Here is an 18,602-nt window from a genome sequence, read left to right as displayed (position 1 = left end):
CGACGCCTAATAAACAGGATTCACGAGGCGACTCATGAAAAAGCTCAAGCTTCAGATGCAGTTGTCGGTCGACGGCTTCGTCGCCGGACCGGAAGGGCAACTCGACTGGATGACCTTCGACATGGACGACAAGCTCCTCGCGTTCATCACCCATCTCACCGACTCGAGCGACACGATCCTCATGGGCCGGAAGATGACCGAGGGTTTCGTCAAATACTGGGAGAACGTGAAGCCCGACAGCCCGGAATACGAGTTCGCGAAGAAGATGGTCGGCATGCCGAAGGTGGTCTTCAGCAAGAGCGCCAAGAAGATCGACGGCAAGAATGTGCGCGTCGAGAACGGTCCGCTGGCCGAGGCGGTCAACCGTCTGAAGAATCAACCCGGCAAGGACCTCGTCGTCTACGGCGGCGCGACGTTCGTCTCATCGCTCATTGAGAATCGGCTCATCGACGAGTTGAATCTCTTCATCAATCCCGTGGCGATCGGGAAAGGATTGCGGATCTTCTCACAGCGCACGGCGCTTGCGCTGCAGAAATCCGTTGCCTACGCCAGCGGCATCGTCGTCGACACGTATACGTTGAGGGGCTAGGGTCTAGGGCATAGGGGCTAGGGTCTGAATCTCTAGCCCGTATCCCCCTAGCCCCTTCTCACCCCTCACTCCGTCTTGAGTACTCGCGCGGGATCGATACGGCTCGCGCGTCGCGCTGGTAAGAGTGAGGCCACCGCGCCGACCGCAAGCAACAGCAGCGGCGCACCGACGAAGGTGAGCGGATCCCCGGCGCGCACACCGAACAGGAGCGCCTCGAGCAGTCGCGTCGCCACGAGACCTAACGCGATGCCGATCGCGGCGCCGACGACGACGAGTGTCATCCCCTCGCGCATCAGGAGCCTGACGACTCCAGCCGGCGATGCCCCGACCGCGAGCCGGATCCCCACCTCTCGCGTCCGTCGCGCAACGGCGTAGCTGACCACGCCGTACACACCGAGCACCGACAGCGCCAGCGCGAGGCCGGCGAAGAGCGAGAACGCGATCGCGCCGAGTCGGGCCGGCAGCACCATCGCCGCGAGATGGCTCGACATCGTCTTCGTTTGCAGCAGGAGCAGATCCGGCGAGGTCTCCCGCAGCACGGCGAGGAGTCGCACCGCCGTTCGTTCGGCGTTGCCGTCTGTGCGGGCGATGAGCATGGGATTGTTCGAGAATTGCTGCTTGTAGGCGCCGAAGATGAAAGGCCGTGGCGCTTCGCCTAACGAGCGCACCTTCGTCGTCCGAGCGACGCCGATCACGCGAAACGTCGTCGTGTCGGCGCGGAAGGTCTGGCCGATTGCATCCTGGTTCGGCCAGAAACGCTGAGCGAGCACTTCGTTGATGATCGCGACCCGGGGCGCGCTGGGACCATCGGCCGTGGTGAAGTTTCGTCCGCGCAGAATGGTCACGCCGGCCGCGTCGAAGAAGCCGGAGTCCGCGGCAGCGTAATCGATGTCGAAGCCCAGCTGTCCCTTCGGTGGGGTGAAGCCGGCGACGTTGATCCGCTTCCCTTGCTGGCTCAGCGGATTGAGAAGGATGTTGTCGGTCACGCCAACCGAACGAACCCCTGGGACCGCGGCGCTGCGTCGCTCGATCTCGTCGAGCACCGCGACCCGCCGCGTGGAGTCGAACTTGTCCGCGGGAATCGTGAACCACACCATGGCGGCCGGCGCCTTGCCGAAGCCAGGGTCCACATGCATGCTGGCCTGGAGACTGCGCAGGAACAGCGCCGCGGTCACGACCAGTAGCAACGATATGGCAACCTGGCCGATGACGAGAGCGCTGCGCATCGTTAGGCGACGGCCCGGCCCACCGCCGACGTTCTCGTTCTTGATCCACTCGATCACTGCCGGACGCGTCGCCTGGAGCGCCGGCACGAGGCCGAAGAGGAGGCCTGCGACAGCCGACGCCGCGATCGCGAACGTGAGTACCCGCGCGTCGAGCGAGACGTCGAGCGAGATCGGAAGCGGGACCGGCAGCTTGGCTCCGAGGAGCGCCGCGAGGGCGATGCGCGAGAGGAGCACCCCCGCGACACCGCCGACGATCGCAAGCAGGAGTGATTCAGTGAGAAGCTGCTGAACGAGCGTCCGCCGGCTCGCTCCGATCGCCAGACGAATGGCAATGTCTCGCTGGCGATCCCGCGCCTGCGCCAACAGGAAGCTGGCGAGATTCGCGCAGGCGACGAGGAGGACGAGTCCCACGACGACCATGAGGGCTCCCGCTGCCGGCACGACGACACTGTCGAGCAGGGGGTTGACGGCAATGTCCGTCTCTGGCAGGACAATGAGCGACGAACCCGCCCAGTCCTTCGGATAGCGCTTCTGCATATCGGCGGTGAAGCGCGCTGCCACCGCACGCGCTTGCGCCATCGATGCACCGGGCGCGAGGCGCGCTTTGAGAAAGCCCGAATGGTTGCCGCGCGCCGTGAGCTCGTCCGTGTTGCCGCCCTCGATCTGGTTCACCATCTGGACCGAGCCATAGAACGACGGCGCGATGCCGGCGACTGAGCCCCCGTACGACTTTGGCGCGACTCCTACGACGGTGTACTCGCGGCCAGCGAGGCGCAGTGGCTTGCCGACCACGTGCGGGTCGCCGTTGAAGTCGCGCTGCCAGTACTGGTATGAGAGCACGATCACCGCGTGCCCGCCCGGCGATATGTCATCTTCGTTGCCGAGGAGTCTGCCAATGACTGGCTTGATCCCGAGCAATGGGAAATAATCGCCATTCACCATCTCGCCCATCATCGGCTCGACGTGATCGCCCATGTCGCGCGAGGCCGCCGTGTAGCGCGACAGCGACACTTGCGAAAAGATGGAATGGGTCGCGTCGCGGAAATCGCGGTAGTCGGGATACGAGAACGGCGAGAACGGGAAATCCGGCTGCTTCTGATAGATCTCCGCGACGCGCGCGGCATCGGGCAGCGGCGCGCGCCTCAGCAGAATGGCATCGACGAGGCTGAAGATTGCGGTGTTGGCCCCGATCCCGAGTGCGAGGGACAGCACGGCGACGATGGTGAAGCCGACGCGTTTGCGCACTCGGCGAAGTGCGACTCGGAGATCTGCGAGCAGACGTTCCATAGTGTTCGCTCCGAACGAAACGGGCGGGAAGAACTGACGGGTCGGCGCGGGGGGGAGCAGCGGGACGAGAACGCCTACCGTACGTGGCTCATTCGCCGGCGGATTCGCCGACTTTCAGGATCCGCACGATCGACAGCATCGTGTTCCAGTTCCGCGTCGTGACCGGCGCGCCAAACAGCTTGTCGATCTTGCCGAGGTAGCCGATGGTCTTCATGTGGCGGCGATATTCGCCAAAGACGAATCGCTTCCTCGACCCGATGACGCGTACGAACCACTCTCCCTCGTCCGGTAGCACGACCGGTAGCCGATTGGGAACGTGGCCCGCTTTCGAGAGAATGCTCACGAACCGCACGACGTCGGGACGAGCCGGATTTCCTTCGAACGGGTTGTCGGACGCGAGCGCCGCCACGTCATGGCCGTCGCACAGTGCAACCACCGCGTCGAACGGCAGCTTCTCGAGCAGCGCGGCGCGAAAGCGCGCTCGCGATTCCGGCCTGCGCACGACAAAGGTGCCCGTCGCGCCGACGTTCACGACGTCGTATTTACCCAGCTCCTTCGCGAGCAGGCTCGGGCGAAATCTTCGATGTCCACCCACGTTGACGCCCCGCAAGAACGCGACGAGAGCCATATGCTTCTCAGGATGGTGATCACATGGGACGGACGTCAACCCTTTTTCTCAGTGCCGCTGTCTTACAGGGGTCACCCCGGAGGTCCACGTGCTCACCCGTCTCGCTAGCGAATTCGCCGCCGACGTCCGGCATGCCGTTAGGCAGATGCGCCGCCGATTGACGTTCACCGCCACCGTCATCCTCACGCTGGGACTCGGGATCGGCGCCACCGTCGCGCTATTGAGCGTCGTCAACGCGCTGCTCCTTCGGCCACTTCCCTACGCGCACGAGGAAAACGTCCGGATCTTCTGGATGGACTACGACTGGCGCGGCGAAGAGTACGATTTCGTGCGAGCGCGACCCGGGGTGTTCGAGGCTGTGGCTGCGTTCTCCACCAATGGGGCGCCGTATCACGTGAGCGCGAACGACCCTGGCGACGCCAAATTGCTCGGTTACACCGTTGCGACATCGTCGCTCTTTGACGTCCTCGGGACCCACGCCTATCAAGGCCGCACGCTGAACGTGGAGGACGATCGCCCTGGAGCGCCGCTGGTGATCGTCATCAGCTACGGAATGTGGAAGCAGGACCTCGGTGCCGACCCGCACGTGATCGGCCATCAGCTGGTTCTCGACGGCAAGCCTGTGACTGTCGTCGGCGTGATGCCCAAGGGTTTTTATTTCCCAACCCCCGAGATGCGCGCGTGGCGGCCGCTGCAGCTCGACGCGTCGACTTCGTTTTATCACGACGTCGGCTACCTGACGCTCCTCGGCCGCATCCGTGCCGGTGTCGCACCAGAGCTCGTACAGAGCGATATCCAACGAATCGGTCGTGCGTTAGGTGCGCAATACACATACACGGTAGGCTGGGACAAGGCGAAGAATCCCAGCTCGCTACCGGTCCGCACTTACCTCCTCGGTAACGTCAGGGGCGCTGTGCTGTTGCTCTTTGGCGCCGTGACGTTGCTGCTGCTCATTGCCTGCGCCAACGCCGCGGCCCTCATCCTCGCCCGAACGAGCGACCGTACCGGCGAGCTCGCGGTCCGCGTCGCGTTAGGCGCCAATCATCGAAGGCTCGCGCGCCAGATTCTCACCGAGGCGTTCGTCCTCGCACTTGGCGCGGCGGTGCTTGGCACCGCGATTGCCGTCGGTGGATTCGGTGTGTTGATCGCCAGTCTGCCTCTTCAGGGCGGCCTGGACGAAGCGGTCACGATGGGTTGGGTGACATTCGTCGCGGCGTTCATTCTGGCGCTCGTCGTGGCGACGTCGATCGCGCTGGCGCCGATGCGCAATGTGCTTCGCGGCCGGCTCGATGCGATCGGCGGCCTGAATCGCGAGCGCAGCGAAATGGGCCTCCGACGCAGCACCAAGCGCATCCACGGCGCGCTCGTCGCCGGTCAGGTGACGCTTGCGGTATTGCTCGTCGCGGGTGCGACGTTGCTCGTTCGCTCCGTCGAGCGACTCCGGTCGCTCGACCTCGGCTTCGACCCGCGCGGCGTGTCGACGTTCACACTCATGCCAAGCGAGAATGAGCCGGCCGAATCACGGCGGCAGTTCGTCCGCGATCTCGCTGCCCGTGTGAGTGCGATGCCTGGCGTCACCGCGGCCGGCCTAACGAATCGGCTGCCGGTGCGCGATGGCGGCTTTCAGGGTCCCGTGCTGCCGGAGGGCCATCCCGAGCTCGAGGGGCCCAAGCGACCCAACAGTCTCTATCGCACAGCGACACCGGCACTCTTCCGCGCGATGGGCATGCACCTTCGCGAAGGGCGCGGCATCGATTCCACCGACGTCGCGGGTTCGCTGCCGGTGACGGTGATCAGTGAATCCTTCGCCCGTCGCATGTGGCCCGGACAGAGCGCAATCGGCAAGCACATCAACACGGGCTACACCGGAACGATTATCTCGCGCACGATTGTCGGCGTTGCCGCCGAGACGCGCATGACCACGATGACGGGCGAGATTCCGTTCACGATGTGGGTTCCTCTCGAGCAGCACACCGCGCCCGATGGCGCGGTGCTCGTCGTCCGTTCGAACGGTGATCCGGCGAGCCTAACGACGGCCGTCCGGCGCGCGGCCGCCGAATTGGATCCACAGGTTGCCGTCGCGCGAATCGAGACGATGGACCAGGTGCTCGCGACCGCGCTCGCACAGCCACTGCGGCTTCGCTTCTTCCTCACGCTCTTCGGCGCGCTGGCCCTCGCGCTTGGCGCCATCGGCGTCTATGGCGTGGTGTCGTACTCCGTGGCGCGCCGCCGCGCCGAATACGCGATTCGCGTCGCGCTCGGTGCGTCGCCGACGCGCGTGCTCGGCGAGGTGTTCCAGCGTGGCTTGGCGCCGGTGGTGCTCGGGACGATCGTCGGAGTGCTGGCGGCAGTCGCCTTCGGCCGCGTGCTTGCTGGTGTCCTTTTCGGCGTCGAGCCAACGGACCCTACGAGCATCGCGACGGCGAGCGGACTGCTGCTCCTTGTCGGCGCGATTGCGACGCTCGCGCCCGCGTTGCGGGCGGGGCGAACGAACCCGGCTAGCGCACTGCGATCGGAATAGGTACAGTCTGGTCTCGTTCTACGAGATCGACTTCATAACGAATCGCCCGCGTCGTGCACTCGATAATTCGCTCGAGCATTGCGATTACCATTGGCGTCGTCGCTGCCTGCTCGCGATCGGCGCCTTCCGCACGTGACGCGAACGCAGGTATCGATTCCCTGAACGCGCGCGTGGTCGGCGCATATCGGAATCGTGACCCGCGCGCCTATGCCGCTCTCTACACCGACAGCGCCACCTTCGAGTGGCCGGCGTTCAACACGGTGCGAGGAAGGGCACAACTGGCCGAGATGGCGCAAAGCAACTGGGCGGCGGAGCGGGACGTCGATCTGCGGCTGGATGTCGCGGCGCGACGACTCGGGCCGGATCACGCGACGGAGTTTGGCGCCTTTCAGCAGACGTGGACCGACTCCGGCGGCGTGCGCATGACGGAATTCGGGCGGTACGTTTCCTTTCTCCTGCGCCAAGCCGACGGCAGTTGGCGGATGGATCGCTGGCTCGGCTTCGAAGATTCGACACGCCGCGCACGCTAGCATTTCCCGCTCCAACACGCCTAACGATGTTCGTTCACGCCGTCTACTTCTGGCTCCGCAACGATCTGACGCCCACGCAGCGCCGGCGATTCGAGGACGGCCTCGACTCGCTGCGCCACATCGAGGGCGTTCGTCATGGATACGTCGGCGTTCCAGCGCCGACCGAGCGGCCGGTCATCGAGCGCGGCTACACGCGCGCGCTCGTCCTGGTCTTCGACGATGAGCTGGCGCACGACGTCTATCAGGACGACCCCGTGCACGATCGTTTCCGCAAGGAATGCGGGAGCTTCTGGACCACGGTCCGCATCTTCGACTCGGTGAGTGCGGACATCGAGGAACGGGAGCGCTCATGACGACCAACGCCAATCGAGTCGCAACGAGGACATTATGAGCGCAAAACCGGCCGCGACTTCCATTCAGACCTCACTCGCTCCCTGGCTCTCCGTTCGCGGCAGTGCGCGCGCCGTCGAGTTCTACAAAGCTGCTTTCGGCGCGGTCGAGGTCTATCGTCTCGAGGATCCGAGCGGGAGCGTCGTCGCGAGACTCTCGATCGACGGCGCCGAGTTCTGGCTCGGCGACGAATCACCGGAGCACGGCAACTTCAGCCCCGAGACGACCCAGGGCGCCACGACACGACTCATTCTCACCGTGGCCGACCCCGACGCCGTGTTCTCGCGCGCAATCGCCGCCGGCGCGAAGGAGGTGCATCCCGTGGGTGAAGAATACGGCTGGCGGATTGGACGCGTCGTCGATCCGTTCGGGCACCACTGGGAGATCGGCCATGAGCTGGTGGAAGGCGAAGGGCACAACTGACGCGTCTCCGTCAACTCCTCGAAAACAGGAACTCCTCCAGCTTCCCATCCGTCCGCCGGTACATGAGTCCCTGCGTGGCCGTCGTTCCGACATTGAAGCGCACGCTGGCGACCTCCAACCCACCCCGCTCGCTCACACCCGCGATACGAATATTCGAGATCGGCCCAAGCGCGCTGAGCGACTTCTGCGCCGTCGCGAGCTTGTCGGCCGTGAGATAGGCATCGAAGTCGGGCGAGATCGTCGAACGATCGACGCGGCCCTGCTCGAGATCAGTGAGGAACTTCCTTGCCGCGTCCAGTGCCGACAGCCCGTGCACGACCGGCACGTCGGCGCTCGGAAGGAGCTTTGCGATGAGCTCCTGATTGAGCGCGCCGACCGGTGAGAAATCGCTATTCGACAGCACGACCAGCGCCGACTTCGTGCTCGGAATGATCGTGTTCTGCGCGACGAATCCCGACACCGCGCCGCCATGCGAGAACGTCACCGCAGTGCCACGATCGTTGATGCCTTCCCCACAGCCGTAGCCACTCGAACGGCCGTCGGTGAGCCGACGCGGCGTGGTCAACACGGCGTACGACGCGGGCGAGATGAGTGTATGGTCGAGCAGTGAACGATCCCATGTGAGAAGGTCCGTCGGCGTGGACCAGATCGCGCCCGCAGCGCCGGCCCAGCCCCTCGCCTCTGGTACAGCGAGGATTGGATCCGACAAGCCGAACGACGTGTATCCCGTCGCCATGTCTGTCCCATTAGGCGCGGGCTCGTACTGTGTGCGCTCCAGCTTGAGCGGCGTGAAGATATGCGTTTGGAAGAAGGTGCCGATCGGCTCTCCACTCACCTTCTCGATCACACGGCCGAGTATGAGAAAGCCGGTATTGCTGTACGACCAGCGCGACCGTGGCTCGAAGTCGAGCGGACGCGTTGCATAGCGCATGATGATCGTGTCCGCCGGCTCGGCTTGCGCCATCTCGCGGTCTACGTAGTCGAGCGGATAGTAATCGCGGTAGCCGGAGAGATGTCCGCCGAGGTCCTTGAGCGCGATGTCCTTCGCGCGCGTCAGCTGCGGGTAGTACTTCGAGACCGGATCGTCGATCGAGAGCTGTCCTTTCTCCTGCAGCATGAGCATCGAGCTGCAGGTGAATTGCTTCGTGACGGAGCCAATCGCGAACATCGTCCGCGGCGTCACGGGCGCGCTCGACGCTGTATTCGCGACGCCATAGCCGCGCGCGAACACGACCTGGCCGTTCTGCATGATGCCGACGGACACGCCGACGATGTGCTTCTCGGCGACGTTGCGGCGAATGATGCTGTCGACCTGGTTGACGTCGATGTGCGCGCGCTGCTGCGCTGCGGCGGGGAGCGACCCGGCGACGAGTACGAGGGCGACGAGATGGCGAGCGCTCACGGTGTGTCCAATGTGGAAGGCGAGGAAGGGAGGCACGACAAGAATAGAATGCGCCGTGCACCCGGCTTACCGCAAGGCCGAGCCTGCCTAACGACCCAGCCGCCAACGCCGGCCGCGCGGGACGGCCGTCGACTCCTCTTCTGCTCCTCCGTGCGGGTCGTTATGGTGAAGGAATCCGCCGATGGAGCGTACAATGTTGCGCATCTGCCGCCTTTCGATTTCCGCTGGCATCATCCTGCTCGCGCCGACTTCTTCCTTCGCGCAGATCACTGGCACATCGACGGGGGCCGCGATATTCGCTCCAGTCGACGCGAGCGCACTCGGCGTCACTCGCGGTGCGAGCATGGCACTCGGAGTCGGCGGTTCGCTGTTGATGGGTGCGGGCGGCGTTGGGTTTGCCGGCGGGGCACTGCGTGGATTCCTTTCCAGCAACTTCGAACATTCTCCATCCCTCGACATCGGTGCAGCGTTCTCTCGAACGTTCGTCCGCCAGCAGCTGCTTAGCGGGGTTCAGACCAGCATCGGCGGACAGGCGGTCGCTGGTTATCTACACGAGGGATATCCTCGCAATGCGGCCGCGCTGAACCTAACGATTCCACTCGCGTTGACTTTGGGCGACGGGAATGGTGCGGCGTCTCTCGCGGTGTACGCGGCGCCGTACGGGGAAGTCGGCATGTTGCATCGATACAATTTCGTCAGATGCACATCGAGCCCAACGTGCCCCTACTTCCGTGTGCGAGGCATGGGCGCGGTGGCTTCGTCGGGCCTTGGCGCCGGAACGCGCATGTCGGTCGGCCGCTTCGCTATCGAGCTCATGGTCCGAGACTTCGTCGGACGCGAATTCAGAAGGCAATACGGCGGGGAGGGCGAGCTCGCTCTGACGTACCGGCTCGGGAAATAGGGAATTCTGGTCTTCCCGTTGCTGGTTAGGAGCCAATCGAAGTGTCGCTCTAGTCGCGTCAGGCCTCTCGAGTAGGAACTTTGCGGAAAGTGTTGCGTGTTTGCTACACTTTTCGGGCGGCTACGGTAACCCGCACGACGCCGCATAACGACACGCTTGCGCCGTGCTGACTTTGTACCGATTATTGTGGTCCCCTCCCGGTACGTCGCCACTTCACCCCTGCATCCGCCTCACTCGAGGGAGAGTCTGGTGGTCCCTATGCTCGCGCATGGCAGCGCCCGAACGGCGCACCTCGACCGCTTCGCGTGGCGGGCGGGGTTCTCCCTCGACGCGCACGGCATGCTCATCGGACTTCGGGCGTCGCATTCGGCCGCGCTGCCGGCGCTTCGGAGAGTCGTCCCACCGGGAGCGCGTGTCTGCGACGCACACGTCGTGGATTCCCTGTATTCGCTCGTCATTGGCGACGACCGTGACCAAATCCACACGCTTTACGAAGACGCGGACTGCGCCGCGCGCAGCGCGAATCTCGACGAGCTCCTGATGGAGTTTCAGAGCCGCCTGCATTTCAAGGTTGCAGCCGGTGCGCGCACACGATTATTCGTCCACGCCGGAGTTGTGGGCTGGCAGGGCGGCGCGATCGTCATCCCGGGACGGACGCACTCCGGCAAGAGCTCACTCGTCGCCGCACTCGTTCGCGCGGGCGCTACCTACTACTCGGATGAATACGCCGTCCTCGATGAGGCGGGCTCGGTTCATCCCTTCGCGCGTCCGCTCGGTATTCGCGACCCAAATGGACGCAGCTGGCCCGTCGACGCCGCATCCCTCGGGTCGACCGTTGGAGGCGCACCATTGCCGATACGCATGGTCATGGTTACGAACTACGTCTCTGGAGCCGACTGGCTTCCGCGGCGCATGTCGCCCGGCGAAACCGTGCTCGCTCTCCTGGCGAACACACTCGCGGTGCGTAGTCGCCCAGCCGACGCCCTCAAGATTCTTTGCGCCTCCGTCAACGACGCGGATGCGCTTTCTGGTGACCGCGGCGACGCGGCATGCCTCGCTGACCTGATTCTCGACCGTTGTTCGACCTGCTGCACCACCTGAGGAGGGTACGATGGGACAGTCCGATTCCGGTTTCCCGAGGGCAAGACAAGACGACCTCATGGTCGAACAGGTTGGCGACGAGACCATCGTCTACGACGGCGAGCGACAACAGGCGCACTCGCTCAATCGCTCGGCGAGTATCGTCTGGCGCAACAGCGACGGCGAGCACTCGGTTCCGCAGCTTGCCGACCTACTCGGCAACGCGCTCGGGATCGATGCGAACGATTCGCTCGTCGAGTACGCGATCGACAAACTTGCCGACGCTCACCTGATGGAGGACAACACCATCAGTCGTCGCGATGTGGTCCGACGGATGACCTTCGCTGGCGCCGCGATGCTCGCGCTACCGGTCGTGCTTTCGATGGTCGCGCCGACGGAAGCGATGGCCGCGAGCAGCAACCAGAACGGTCAGGGCCAGAACAACAACGACCAGGGCCAAAACCAACAGTGAGCGGACTATGACGGACGCCCCTCTTTATCCGAAGGCACGGCAGAATGGCCTGCTGAGCGAGCAGGTTGCCGGCGAGGTTGTCGTGTACGATGGCGCGCGGCAGGAAATGCACTCGTTGAATCGTTCGGCGAGCATCGTCTGGCGTGGCTGCGACGGCCAGCGATCGGTGCCGGAGCTTGCGGCGATTCTCGGCGACGAGCTCGGGATGGAGCCTAACGATTCGCTCGTCGAGTACGCCCTCGACGAGCTCTCGCGAGCGAATCTGCTCGAGACATCGGGCGATACCGCGCAGCAGCTCACGCGTCGCGCCGTGGTGCGCCGCCTCTCGCTCGCCGGCGCGGCGGCACTGGCGCTCCCGGTCGTGATGTCGATCGCCGCGCCCACACCCGCGATGGCGGCGAGCGCGGTGCCGCGCCCCAGCTCGATCTAGCGGTGGCCAAAGCGACGCAAGCGGCAATGCTTGCGTCGCTTCACAGTCGCGGCCGGAGCGAGAACGACGACACCTTGTCGTCGGGCGCCAGGGCGACTCGCACGTACCGCGACCCCGACGGGAAGACTACCTCATACGTGTACACCCGATCGTCGCCGAGCTCGCGGCGGTCGAGCAGCACGAGGCGCTGCTGCTCGCCGAGCGTCTGCAACTGGTGCTTGTAGTAGTCCGCCGCGTCCGGGAAGAAGCCGGCACGCACGTACGCGAATTCGTTAGGTGTGAGCGCCCCGCTGCGGATCGTATCCAGCAGTCGGCCGACTCGCGCGGTGACCTGTGGCTCCGCGTCCGTGATGGGCGACGGCTTCGGGATCGCGAGATCGGAGTGAAGCAGCGCCGCGATTCCGTCGGCGATGCGACCCGGGTCGGCCTCGGCCGAATTCGCAAGTACGATGATGTCGAGGCTGTCGCCGACGAAGCGTGAGAGCTGCGTTCGGAAGCCCTGCCACGAGCCACCATGCTCCTGGAGCGGCTTCCCTCCGCGCTCCTCGAGCGACCATCCCATTCCGTACGGGTATGTCTTGCCGCTCGTTAGGTGAACCGGCGTCAGGATCTGGGCCCAGCTCTCGGGCTTGAGAATGGCGCGGCGCTTGACCGCGGTATCCCAGGCGACGAGGTCGCGAACCGACCAATAGAGTGAGCCGTCCGCGGTGGTATTCAGCTTCGGCGCGACCCACTCCTGGTTCTTGAGCTCACCGTTCTCGTGGCGGTAGCCGCCCGCGCGGTTCGGAATGATGTCGGCCTCGTCGATGATGCGCGCCGTTCTCATGCCTAACGGCTTGAAGACGCGCTCGGCGAGCACGTCACCGTAGAACTTCCCCGAGACTTTGTGAACGATGATGCCGAGCAGCACGTAGCCGGTGTTGCTGTAGTTCCAACGGGATCCCGCCGGAAACTCGAGCTTCTGCGCGAACGCAATCCGCGCCAGTTCGTCCTCGGTATAGTCCTTTCGATAGTCGAAGGTCGACGTGGTGTAGTCGGGAATGCCGGACGTGTGATTGAGGAGATTCCGAACCTTGATCGCTTGCCAGGCTGCCGGTGCGTCGGGGAAGAATTTCGTCAGCGGATCGTCGAGGGAGACCTTGCCATCCTCGACCTGGAGCATCACTGCCGTGGCGGTGAACATCTTGCCTAACGATCCACTCTCGAAGATCGTCTCGTCGGTGACCGGCGCGCTGAGCTCGACGTTCGCAAAGCCATAGCCTCGCGTCATCACCTTCCCTTTGTTCACGACGCCGACGGCGACCCCCGGAATGCCTTGCCGCTTCATCTCGGCTTCGACGAAATCATCGACCGCTGAAGATTTGGGCTCCCGCCGCAGCGCACGCCCCGGGAAGCGCCCGCTCGCCTTACCATCTTCGAAGGCAATCTCCCCATTCACCCAGACAGTCTTGATGCCCTTTGAGAGCGCGTGTGGATTCCTGATCGTCGCGAGATCACCGATCGTCTCGGGATCGAAGAGCACGAGATCGGCGGCGAGTCCCGCGCGAATGATTCCGCGATCGGTGATACCGACGTTGGCCGCGGCGAGGCTCGTCATCTTGCGTACCGCGTCCTCGAGCGGAAGCACCTTCAAGTCGCGCACGTAGTGGCCGAGGACGCGCGGGAACGAACCGAAGCCGCGCGGGTGCGCGCCGTCCAGCGCGCCGTCGCTACAGAAGTCGGTGTACCTCCATCGCATGATCGACGCGATGTCTCGCTCGTCCATGCCCTTCGCGACGACACTCTCCGTCGCCTGCTGTGCCTGCGATTCCGCGATGAGCGCCATCAGCGTCGTCGCCGGATCAGACTTCCGCGTCGCCGCGATCTGCCCGACGTCCTTGCCGACATACGTCGTGTCGAGCGCAAAGTCGCCGATGACGAGATCTTCCGGAGCCGCGACTTCCTTCAGGATAAAATCTGTTTCGGCGCGGTCGCTGAAGTTGCGTTTGGGATAGAGCACGGTGAGCGTCGATTGCCACATCGTGTACGGATAGACGTCGGCCGTGACCTGAACGCCTTCGGCGCGCGCGCGATCGAGCGTGGCAATGAGCTTGTCTCCCAGACCCCAGAGCGAGCGCATTGCGAGCTTCATGTGCGAGACCTGCACGGGCATCTTCGCGACGCGTCCGATGGTGATCAGCTCATCGAGTGCTTGCCAGAAGTTCCGGTCCTCGCTACGAATGTGGCTGATGTAGCGTCCACCCATCGCGCCAGCGACTTTCGCCAGCTCCAACACCTCGGACGGCGATGAGTAGATGCCGGGATCGTACTCGAGCCCCGTCGACAGGCCGATCGCGCCAGCAGCCATCTCTTCGCGGACGAGCTCGCGCATCCGCGCGACCTCCGAATCAGTCGCCACGCGCTGGAAGTCGTCGCCCATCACGCGGGTGCGAATCGTCCCATGACCGACGTACGACGCGACATTGAGCGCGGCGGGCGTGCTGTCGAGCCGAGTGAAGAAGCTCGCGAGTGGAAAGCGCGACTCACCGTCCTGCCCGACGACGATCGTCGTGATGCCTTGCGATACCGCACCCAATGCATCACGATGCTCCAGAAGTCCGCGATCGTGATGGCTGTGCGTATCGATGAAGCCTGGGGCGAGCGTCAGCCCATGGGCATCGATGACACGATCAGCGGGATTGCGCGTCCAGTGTCCGATCGCGGAGATCTTGCCATCGACGATTCGAACCTCGGCGTTACGCGCAGGCGAGCCCGTTCCGTCTATGACTTTGGCGTTGACGATGAGCGTCGCCTGGGATTGAGCCAGAGCCGCCGAGCTGACGAACGTGAGCGCGGTAATGATTGATACGATACGCATGGAGATGAAGGTGGTGTGGGTGCGCCTATTCTAGCGCGGCGCACGCCGGATATTGAGATCAGATCTTCGGGCCACCATCTCACGGCGTGCGGAGCGCCTCCAACGGATCGATGTGCGCCGCGCGACGGGCTGGAAGGAAGCTCGCCGCGAGAGAGACCACCGCAATCACCACCGCCACCACGACGAATGTCAGCGGGTCGCGAGCCGTCACCCCGAACAACAACTGTCCGAGCATCCCCGTGACGAGCAGTGAGACCACGCTGCCGATCGCGATACCGATCGCGGCGAGCATGACGCCTTGCCGAACGACCATGCCGATGACACGCCCGGTGTCGGCGCCGAGCGCCATGCGAATACCGATCTCGTTCGTCCGTTGCGCGACGAAGTACGCGATCACGCCGTAGATACCGATCACCGCGAGCACGAGCCCCAGTGCGCCTAACGCGGAAAGGAGCTGCGACGTGAACTTCGGCGTCGCGAGACTCCGGTCGATGACCTCGTCCATCGTCATCATCGGCACCGGCAACAACGGATCCTGGACCGACACGGCGCGGCGAATGGCCGGCGCCAGCGTGCTCACGGGAACCGATCCTCTCACGACGAGCGTCATGTCGCGCCGGCTATTCTGCGTCGCCGGCATGTACACTTCGTCGCGTATCTCGTCAGCGAGGCCCCTCGCGTGTAGATCGCGCGTCACACCGACGACCGTCACCCAGGTCGGTTTTGTCGACGTCACCGGTGCGCAGGTGATGCGCCGCCCAATCGGATCCTCGTCGCCGAAGAGCTTGTGGGCGAGCCGGCGATTGATCGCCCCGACCCTCGGCGCGTCGGAACCGTCGGCGGAGCCGAACATCCGGCCGCGAAGCAGAGGAATGCGCAGCGTCTCGAAGTAGCTCGGCGTCGCAACGCGTCCGTTCGCATTGAAGGCGCCGTCCTGCTCCGTGCTTCCTTCCCGCCGCCAATTGCAGTCGCTCCCGGAAGCGGCGATCGGCATCAGCGAGACATATGCGGCCGACGCTACGCCCGGCACCGACGACACCGCGCTGAGAATCTCGTTCAATCGCTCGGCCGCCGCCGTGTCGGATCGGTAGCGCGCGTCGGGGAGATTGATGCCGGCAGTGAGCAGGTTATGCGAATCGAAGCCCGGATCGACGCGTTGCAGCAGTATCGCGCTCCGCACGAGCAGTCCCGCGCCGATGAGCAAAACCATCGCAAGCGAGATTTGAGCGACGACAAGCGTGGCGCGCAGGCGATTGCGCAATGTCGTAGCGTCGCTGCGCATGCCGTCGCGCAGCGTCTGCTGCAGGTCGAGGCGCGATGCGCGCACCGCCGGGAGCAATCCGAATCCAATTCCGCACACCAACGCGAGGACGATCGCAAACGCCAGCACCGGGCCGTTGATCGCGGCATCCTGCAGTCGCGGCACGCCCAACGGATTGTGCCGTACCAGAAAGCGCATCCCGGCTGCGGCGACGGCAAAGCTCACAATTGCGCCGCCGAAGGCGAGGAGGAGGCTTTCGATGAGCAGCTGCACGATGATGCGCGATCGGCTGGCGCCTAACGCGCTGCGCACGGCAATCTCCTTGCGCCGCACCGCGGCACGCGCGAGCAGTAGGTTGGCGATATTGACGCACGCGATGAGCAATACCAGGCCGACCGCGCCGAGCAGAATGAGAAGCAGCGACTGCACCGGACCGACCACTGAGTCCCGCAGCGGCGTCGCGATGATGCCGCCGTCGAAATTGGAGTTCGGATACATCTTCGCGAGGTCGGTCTCGACCTGCGTGAGCTCGGCGACGGCGCGCTCCGTCGTTATGCCGTCGCGGACGAGGCCGACGACGCCGAGCTCGTGGTCCGCATGCTCCAGCAACTGTGATGACGTTATCCGAAGCGGGATCCAGCCAGCACGCCGCGGTGGAGGGTACTCCGCGGACGCGACGCCGAGCACGGTGTAGGGCTCGCCGCTCAGCGTGATGCTTCGGTCAACGATCGACGAATCGCCGTTGAACGTCGACCACCAGAAATCGTGTGCCAACACGATCACGTTCGGCGCGCCCGGAACGTCGTCGGCGTTGCCGAAGTAGTGGCCGATCGCCGGCGGGATGTAGAGCGCCTTCCAGTAATCGGCCGTGACTCGGAGCACCTGGATCTGGCGCGGATCGCCGGCGCCGGTGAGGGTGAAGCCGCCAAAGCTGTACGCTCCGAAGGCGTCGAAGGATTTCACGCGCTCGCGCCAGGCGCCGTAGTTCCCGAATGTCACGACCATCCCATCCGTGTCGCGAGCATCGTGACGTTCGCGCACGTCGAGCAGCCGGTCGGCGTGCGCATACGGCAGCGGCGCGAGCAGCACGCTGTAGACAATGCTGAAGATCGCGCTGTTGGCGCCGATCCCGAGGGCGAGCGTCAGCACCGCGACGAGCGTGAACGCCGGCGACTTGCGCAGCTGGCGAAGGGCGAAGCGCACATCGGACCGTAACGTCTCCAGCCGGTCTCTCCATTCCATCGTTCGCTCCTGCTGGTGGCTCAGGGCGTGCAGGGTAATGGTAATTGCGTCGACGTCGCCGAAGCGGCGCATCGCTTCAGCGCGTGCCGCGTCCAGACTCATGCCGCCAGCGACATACTCGGCGATGGCCGACTCGAGGTGAAAGCGCAACTCCTCGGCGACGTCGGCGCGGGGATTCGACTGCCAGAAGCGCAGGTACCGACGCCACGCCGGCGTGGGATCCACGGCGCCCATCGTTAGGCCGGCTGCTCCGTCGCCTGCAGCACTTTCCCGACCGCCACGGTGAATCGCTGCCAGGTATCGGCTTCCTCGGCGAGACGCCGCTTCCCGGTTGTCGTGAGGCGGTAATACTTCGCGCGGCGATTGTTCTCGGTGAGCCGCCACTCGGACTTGACGAGTCCGCGCTGCTCGAGCCGGTAGAGCGCGGGGTAGAGCGAGCCCTCCTCCACCTGGAGCGCGTCGTCGGTGAGCCGTTGGATCCAACGCGCGATCCCGAAACCGTGCATCGGCTGCCAGGAGAGGGTCTTGAGAACGAGCAGGTCGAGGCTCCCCTGCAACAAGCTCACATTCGCGTCCGGCATGTCTTCCCCTTAGACATTCTGATGGAGTATGCAGGTGCTCACTTAGAATATCAATTGGGAACGCGTGCGCGATGCGGATCGGGTGGAAGAAGGGCGCGTCGAGAAGGGCGCGTCGAGAAGGGCGCGTCGAGAGGGGCGCGTCGAGAAGGGCGCGTCGAGAGGGGCGCGTCGAGAGGGGCGCGTCGAGAAGGGCGCGTCGAGAAGGGCGCGTCGAGAAGGGCGCGTCGAGAAGGGCGCGTCGAAAACGGCGCGTCGAGAAGGGCGCGTCGAAAACGGCGCGTCGAGAAGGGCGCGTCGAAAACGGCGCGTCGAAAACGGCGCAAGAAAACGGCGCAAGAGACAGAACGCGTCGAAGCTAGGTCGGTTTGCGCTCCGGGCTTCGCTCGTAATGGGCGATGAGAGACAGGATCATTCGCCCGACGACTACAGACAGATTCCAGAGCTTGAAAAACGCCTTACGATCGATAAGGCGTTCGTTGATGCACTTTCGTAAGTAGTCCTGACTCTCCTCCACGGATCCGTTTGCCATTCGCGAGTAGTGGATTTTCTCCGCAGTCGTTTGGCGTCCAAACCCCTCAGCGAGCAGCGCACTAATTGATTGCGCTGCCTCCGACAATTGCGCGCGCAGTCCCGATGGCGTGCGCCGCGGAAGCCGCTGCGTCATCTCCGTTATGAGATGGTCAAATTGCCGGGCGGCATCGAGAACTCTGAGCGGGTCGTCGCTCTTCATGAGCCACGATATGGCATCGATGCGAGAGCGCCGGTGCCATTCGCGCTCACAA

At 64.4% G+C, this 18,602-nt stretch carries 16 protein-coding genes; 9 read left to right on the top strand and 7 right to left on the bottom strand.

The features are described 5' to 3' along the window. The first annotated feature begins 34 nt into the window (after nucleotides 1-34). Nucleotides 35-589, top strand: a complete 555-nt coding sequence (locus tag VGH98_04405; protein ID HEY2375193.1) for a dihydrofolate reductase family protein — start codon at nucleotides 35-37, stop codon at nucleotides 587-589. A 65-nt stretch (nucleotides 590-654) separates the two neighbouring features. Here the strand turns inward: VGH98_04405 and VGH98_04400 are convergent, their stop codons facing one another. Next, the gene (locus tag VGH98_04400; protein HEY2375192.1) at nucleotides 655-3,102 is read right to left on the bottom strand and encodes an ABC transporter permease; all 2,448 of its coding nucleotides are present in this window, start codon (nucleotides 3,100-3,102) and stop codon (nucleotides 655-657) included. An 88-nt stretch (nucleotides 3,103-3,190) separates the two neighbouring features. Further along, complete coding sequence (locus tag VGH98_04395; GenBank protein HEY2375191.1) at nucleotides 3,191-3,730, bottom strand: DUF1697 domain-containing protein; 540 nt, start codon at nucleotides 3,728-3,730, stop codon at nucleotides 3,191-3,193. A gap of 88 nt (nucleotides 3,731-3,818) precedes the next feature. Here VGH98_04395 and VGH98_04390 point away from each other — a divergent pair, with 88 nt between their 5' ends. The 4 genes from VGH98_04390 to VGH98_04375 are packed head-to-tail and all read left to right on the top strand — an operon-like array spanning nucleotide 3,819 to nucleotide 7,594. After that, nucleotides 3,819-6,251, top strand: coding sequence for an ABC transporter permease (locus tag VGH98_04390; GenBank protein ID HEY2375190.1), 2,433 nt, complete (start codon nucleotides 3,819-3,821; stop codon nucleotides 6,249-6,251). Between the two features lie 53 nt (nucleotides 6,252-6,304). After that, the gene (locus tag VGH98_04385; protein HEY2375189.1) at nucleotides 6,305-6,781 is read left to right on the top strand and encodes a DUF4440 domain-containing protein; all 477 of its coding nucleotides are present in this window, start codon (nucleotides 6,305-6,307) and stop codon (nucleotides 6,779-6,781) included. A gap of 26 nt (nucleotides 6,782-6,807) precedes the next feature. After that, nucleotides 6,808-7,134: a Dabb family protein gene (locus tag VGH98_04380; protein ID HEY2375188.1), complete on the top strand. Its 327-nt coding sequence runs from the start codon at nucleotides 6,808-6,810 to the stop codon at nucleotides 7,132-7,134. A 34-nt stretch (nucleotides 7,135-7,168) separates the two neighbouring features. Next, nucleotides 7,169-7,594: a VOC family protein gene (locus VGH98_04375; protein ID HEY2375187.1), complete on the top strand. Its 426-nt coding sequence runs from the start codon at nucleotides 7,169-7,171 to the stop codon at nucleotides 7,592-7,594. Between the two features lie 10 nt (nucleotides 7,595-7,604). Here VGH98_04375 and VGH98_04370 read toward each other — a convergent pair whose 3' ends face one another. After that, a complete protein-coding gene (locus VGH98_04370) occupies nucleotides 7,605-8,996 on the bottom strand; it encodes a serine hydrolase domain-containing protein (protein ID HEY2375186.1) in 1,392 nt (463 codons plus the stop codon). Nucleotides 8,997-9,189: 193 nt separating this feature from the next. Here VGH98_04370 and VGH98_04365 point away from each other — a divergent pair, with 193 nt between their 5' ends. The 4 genes from VGH98_04365 to VGH98_04350 all read left to right on the top strand — a co-directional run bounded on the left by VGH98_04365 (nucleotide 9,190) and on the right by VGH98_04350 (nucleotide 11,879). Further along, nucleotides 9,190-9,897 (top strand): hypothetical protein, encoded by a 708-nt coding sequence (locus tag VGH98_04365; protein HEY2375185.1) that lies wholly within the window; start codon nucleotides 9,190-9,192, stop codon nucleotides 9,895-9,897. Between the two features lie 249 nt (nucleotides 9,898-10,146). Further along, nucleotides 10,147-10,998: a hypothetical protein gene (locus tag VGH98_04360; GenBank protein ID HEY2375184.1), complete on the top strand. Its 852-nt coding sequence runs from the start codon at nucleotides 10,147-10,149 to the stop codon at nucleotides 10,996-10,998. A 10-nt stretch (nucleotides 10,999-11,008) separates the two neighbouring features. Further along, on the top strand, nucleotides 11,009-11,449 hold the full coding sequence (locus tag VGH98_04355; GenBank protein ID HEY2375183.1) for a PqqD family peptide modification chaperone: 441 nt from the start codon (nucleotides 11,009-11,011) through the stop codon (nucleotides 11,447-11,449). Nucleotides 11,450-11,456: 7 nt separating this feature from the next. Continuing rightward, nucleotides 11,457-11,879, top strand: coding sequence for a PqqD family protein (locus tag VGH98_04350; protein ID HEY2375182.1), 423 nt, complete (start codon nucleotides 11,457-11,459; stop codon nucleotides 11,877-11,879). Between the two features lie 40 nt (nucleotides 11,880-11,919). On the opposite strand, the gene VGH98_04345 is transcribed toward VGH98_04350, so the two are convergent. The 4 genes from VGH98_04345 to VGH98_04330 all read right to left on the bottom strand — a co-directional run. After that, nucleotides 11,920-14,736: a serine hydrolase gene (locus VGH98_04345; GenBank protein HEY2375181.1), complete on the bottom strand. Its 2,817-nt coding sequence runs from the start codon at nucleotides 14,734-14,736 to the stop codon at nucleotides 11,920-11,922. Nucleotides 14,737-14,815: 79 nt separating this feature from the next. Beyond that, nucleotides 14,816-17,473, bottom strand: a complete 2,658-nt coding sequence (locus VGH98_04340) for an ABC transporter permease (protein ID HEY2375180.1) — start codon at nucleotides 17,471-17,473, stop codon at nucleotides 14,816-14,818. A 2-nt stretch (nucleotides 17,474-17,475) separates the two neighbouring features. Then, nucleotides 17,476-17,820: a PadR family transcriptional regulator gene (locus VGH98_04335; protein ID HEY2375179.1), complete on the bottom strand. Its 345-nt coding sequence runs from the start codon at nucleotides 17,818-17,820 to the stop codon at nucleotides 17,476-17,478. Nucleotides 17,821-18,175: 355 nt separating this feature from the next. Then, on the bottom strand, nucleotides 18,176-18,602 hold a 427-nt coding region (locus VGH98_04330; protein ID HEY2375178.1), incomplete at its 5' end, for a four helix bundle protein.

This window comes from Gemmatimonadaceae bacterium (assembly GCA_036496605.1).
Classification (GTDB): domain Bacteria; phylum Gemmatimonadota; class Gemmatimonadetes; order Gemmatimonadales; family Gemmatimonadaceae; genus AG2.
This window is presented reverse-complemented; position numbering and strand designations above follow the sequence as displayed.

What these genes read in the sequence shown, in the direction of transcription:
- VGH98_04380 (HEY2375188.1), top strand. Translation starts at nt 6,808, where the DNA reads ATGTTCGTTCACGCCGTCTACTTCTGGCTCCGCAACGATCTGACGCCC.
- VGH98_04375 (HEY2375187.1), top strand. Translation starts at nt 7,169, where the DNA reads ATGAGCGCAAAACCGGCCGCGACTTCCATTCAGACCTCACTCGCTCCC.
- VGH98_04365 (HEY2375185.1), top strand. Translation starts at nt 9,190, where the DNA reads ATGTTGCGCATCTGCCGCCTTTCGATTTCCGCTGGCATCATCCTGCTC.
- VGH98_04335 (HEY2375179.1), bottom strand. Translation starts at nt 17,820, where the DNA reads ATGCCGGACGCGAATGTGAGCTTGTTGCAGGGGAGCCTCGACCTGCTC.
- VGH98_04405 (HEY2375193.1), top strand. Translation starts at nt 35, where the DNA reads ATGAAAAAGCTCAAGCTTCAGATGCAGTTGTCGGTCGACGGCTTCGTC.
- VGH98_04400 (HEY2375192.1), bottom strand. Translation starts at nt 3,102, where the DNA reads ATGGAACGTCTGCTCGCAGATCTCCGAGTCGCACTTCGCCGAGTGCGC.
- VGH98_04340 (HEY2375180.1), bottom strand. Translation starts at nt 17,473, where the DNA reads ATGGGCGCCGTGGATCCCACGCCGGCGTGGCGTCGGTACCTGCGCTTC.
- VGH98_04395 (HEY2375191.1), bottom strand. Translation starts at nt 3,730, where the DNA reads ATGGCTCTCGTCGCGTTCTTGCGGGGCGTCAACGTGGGTGGACATCGA.
- VGH98_04355 (HEY2375183.1), top strand. Translation starts at nt 11,009, where the DNA reads ATGGGACAGTCCGATTCCGGTTTCCCGAGGGCAAGACAAGACGACCTC.
- VGH98_04345 (HEY2375181.1), bottom strand. Translation starts at nt 14,736, where the DNA reads ATGCGTATCGTATCAATCATTACCGCGCTCACGTTCGTCAGCTCGGCG.
- VGH98_04350 (HEY2375182.1), top strand. Translation starts at nt 11,457, where the DNA reads ATGACGGACGCCCCTCTTTATCCGAAGGCACGGCAGAATGGCCTGCTG.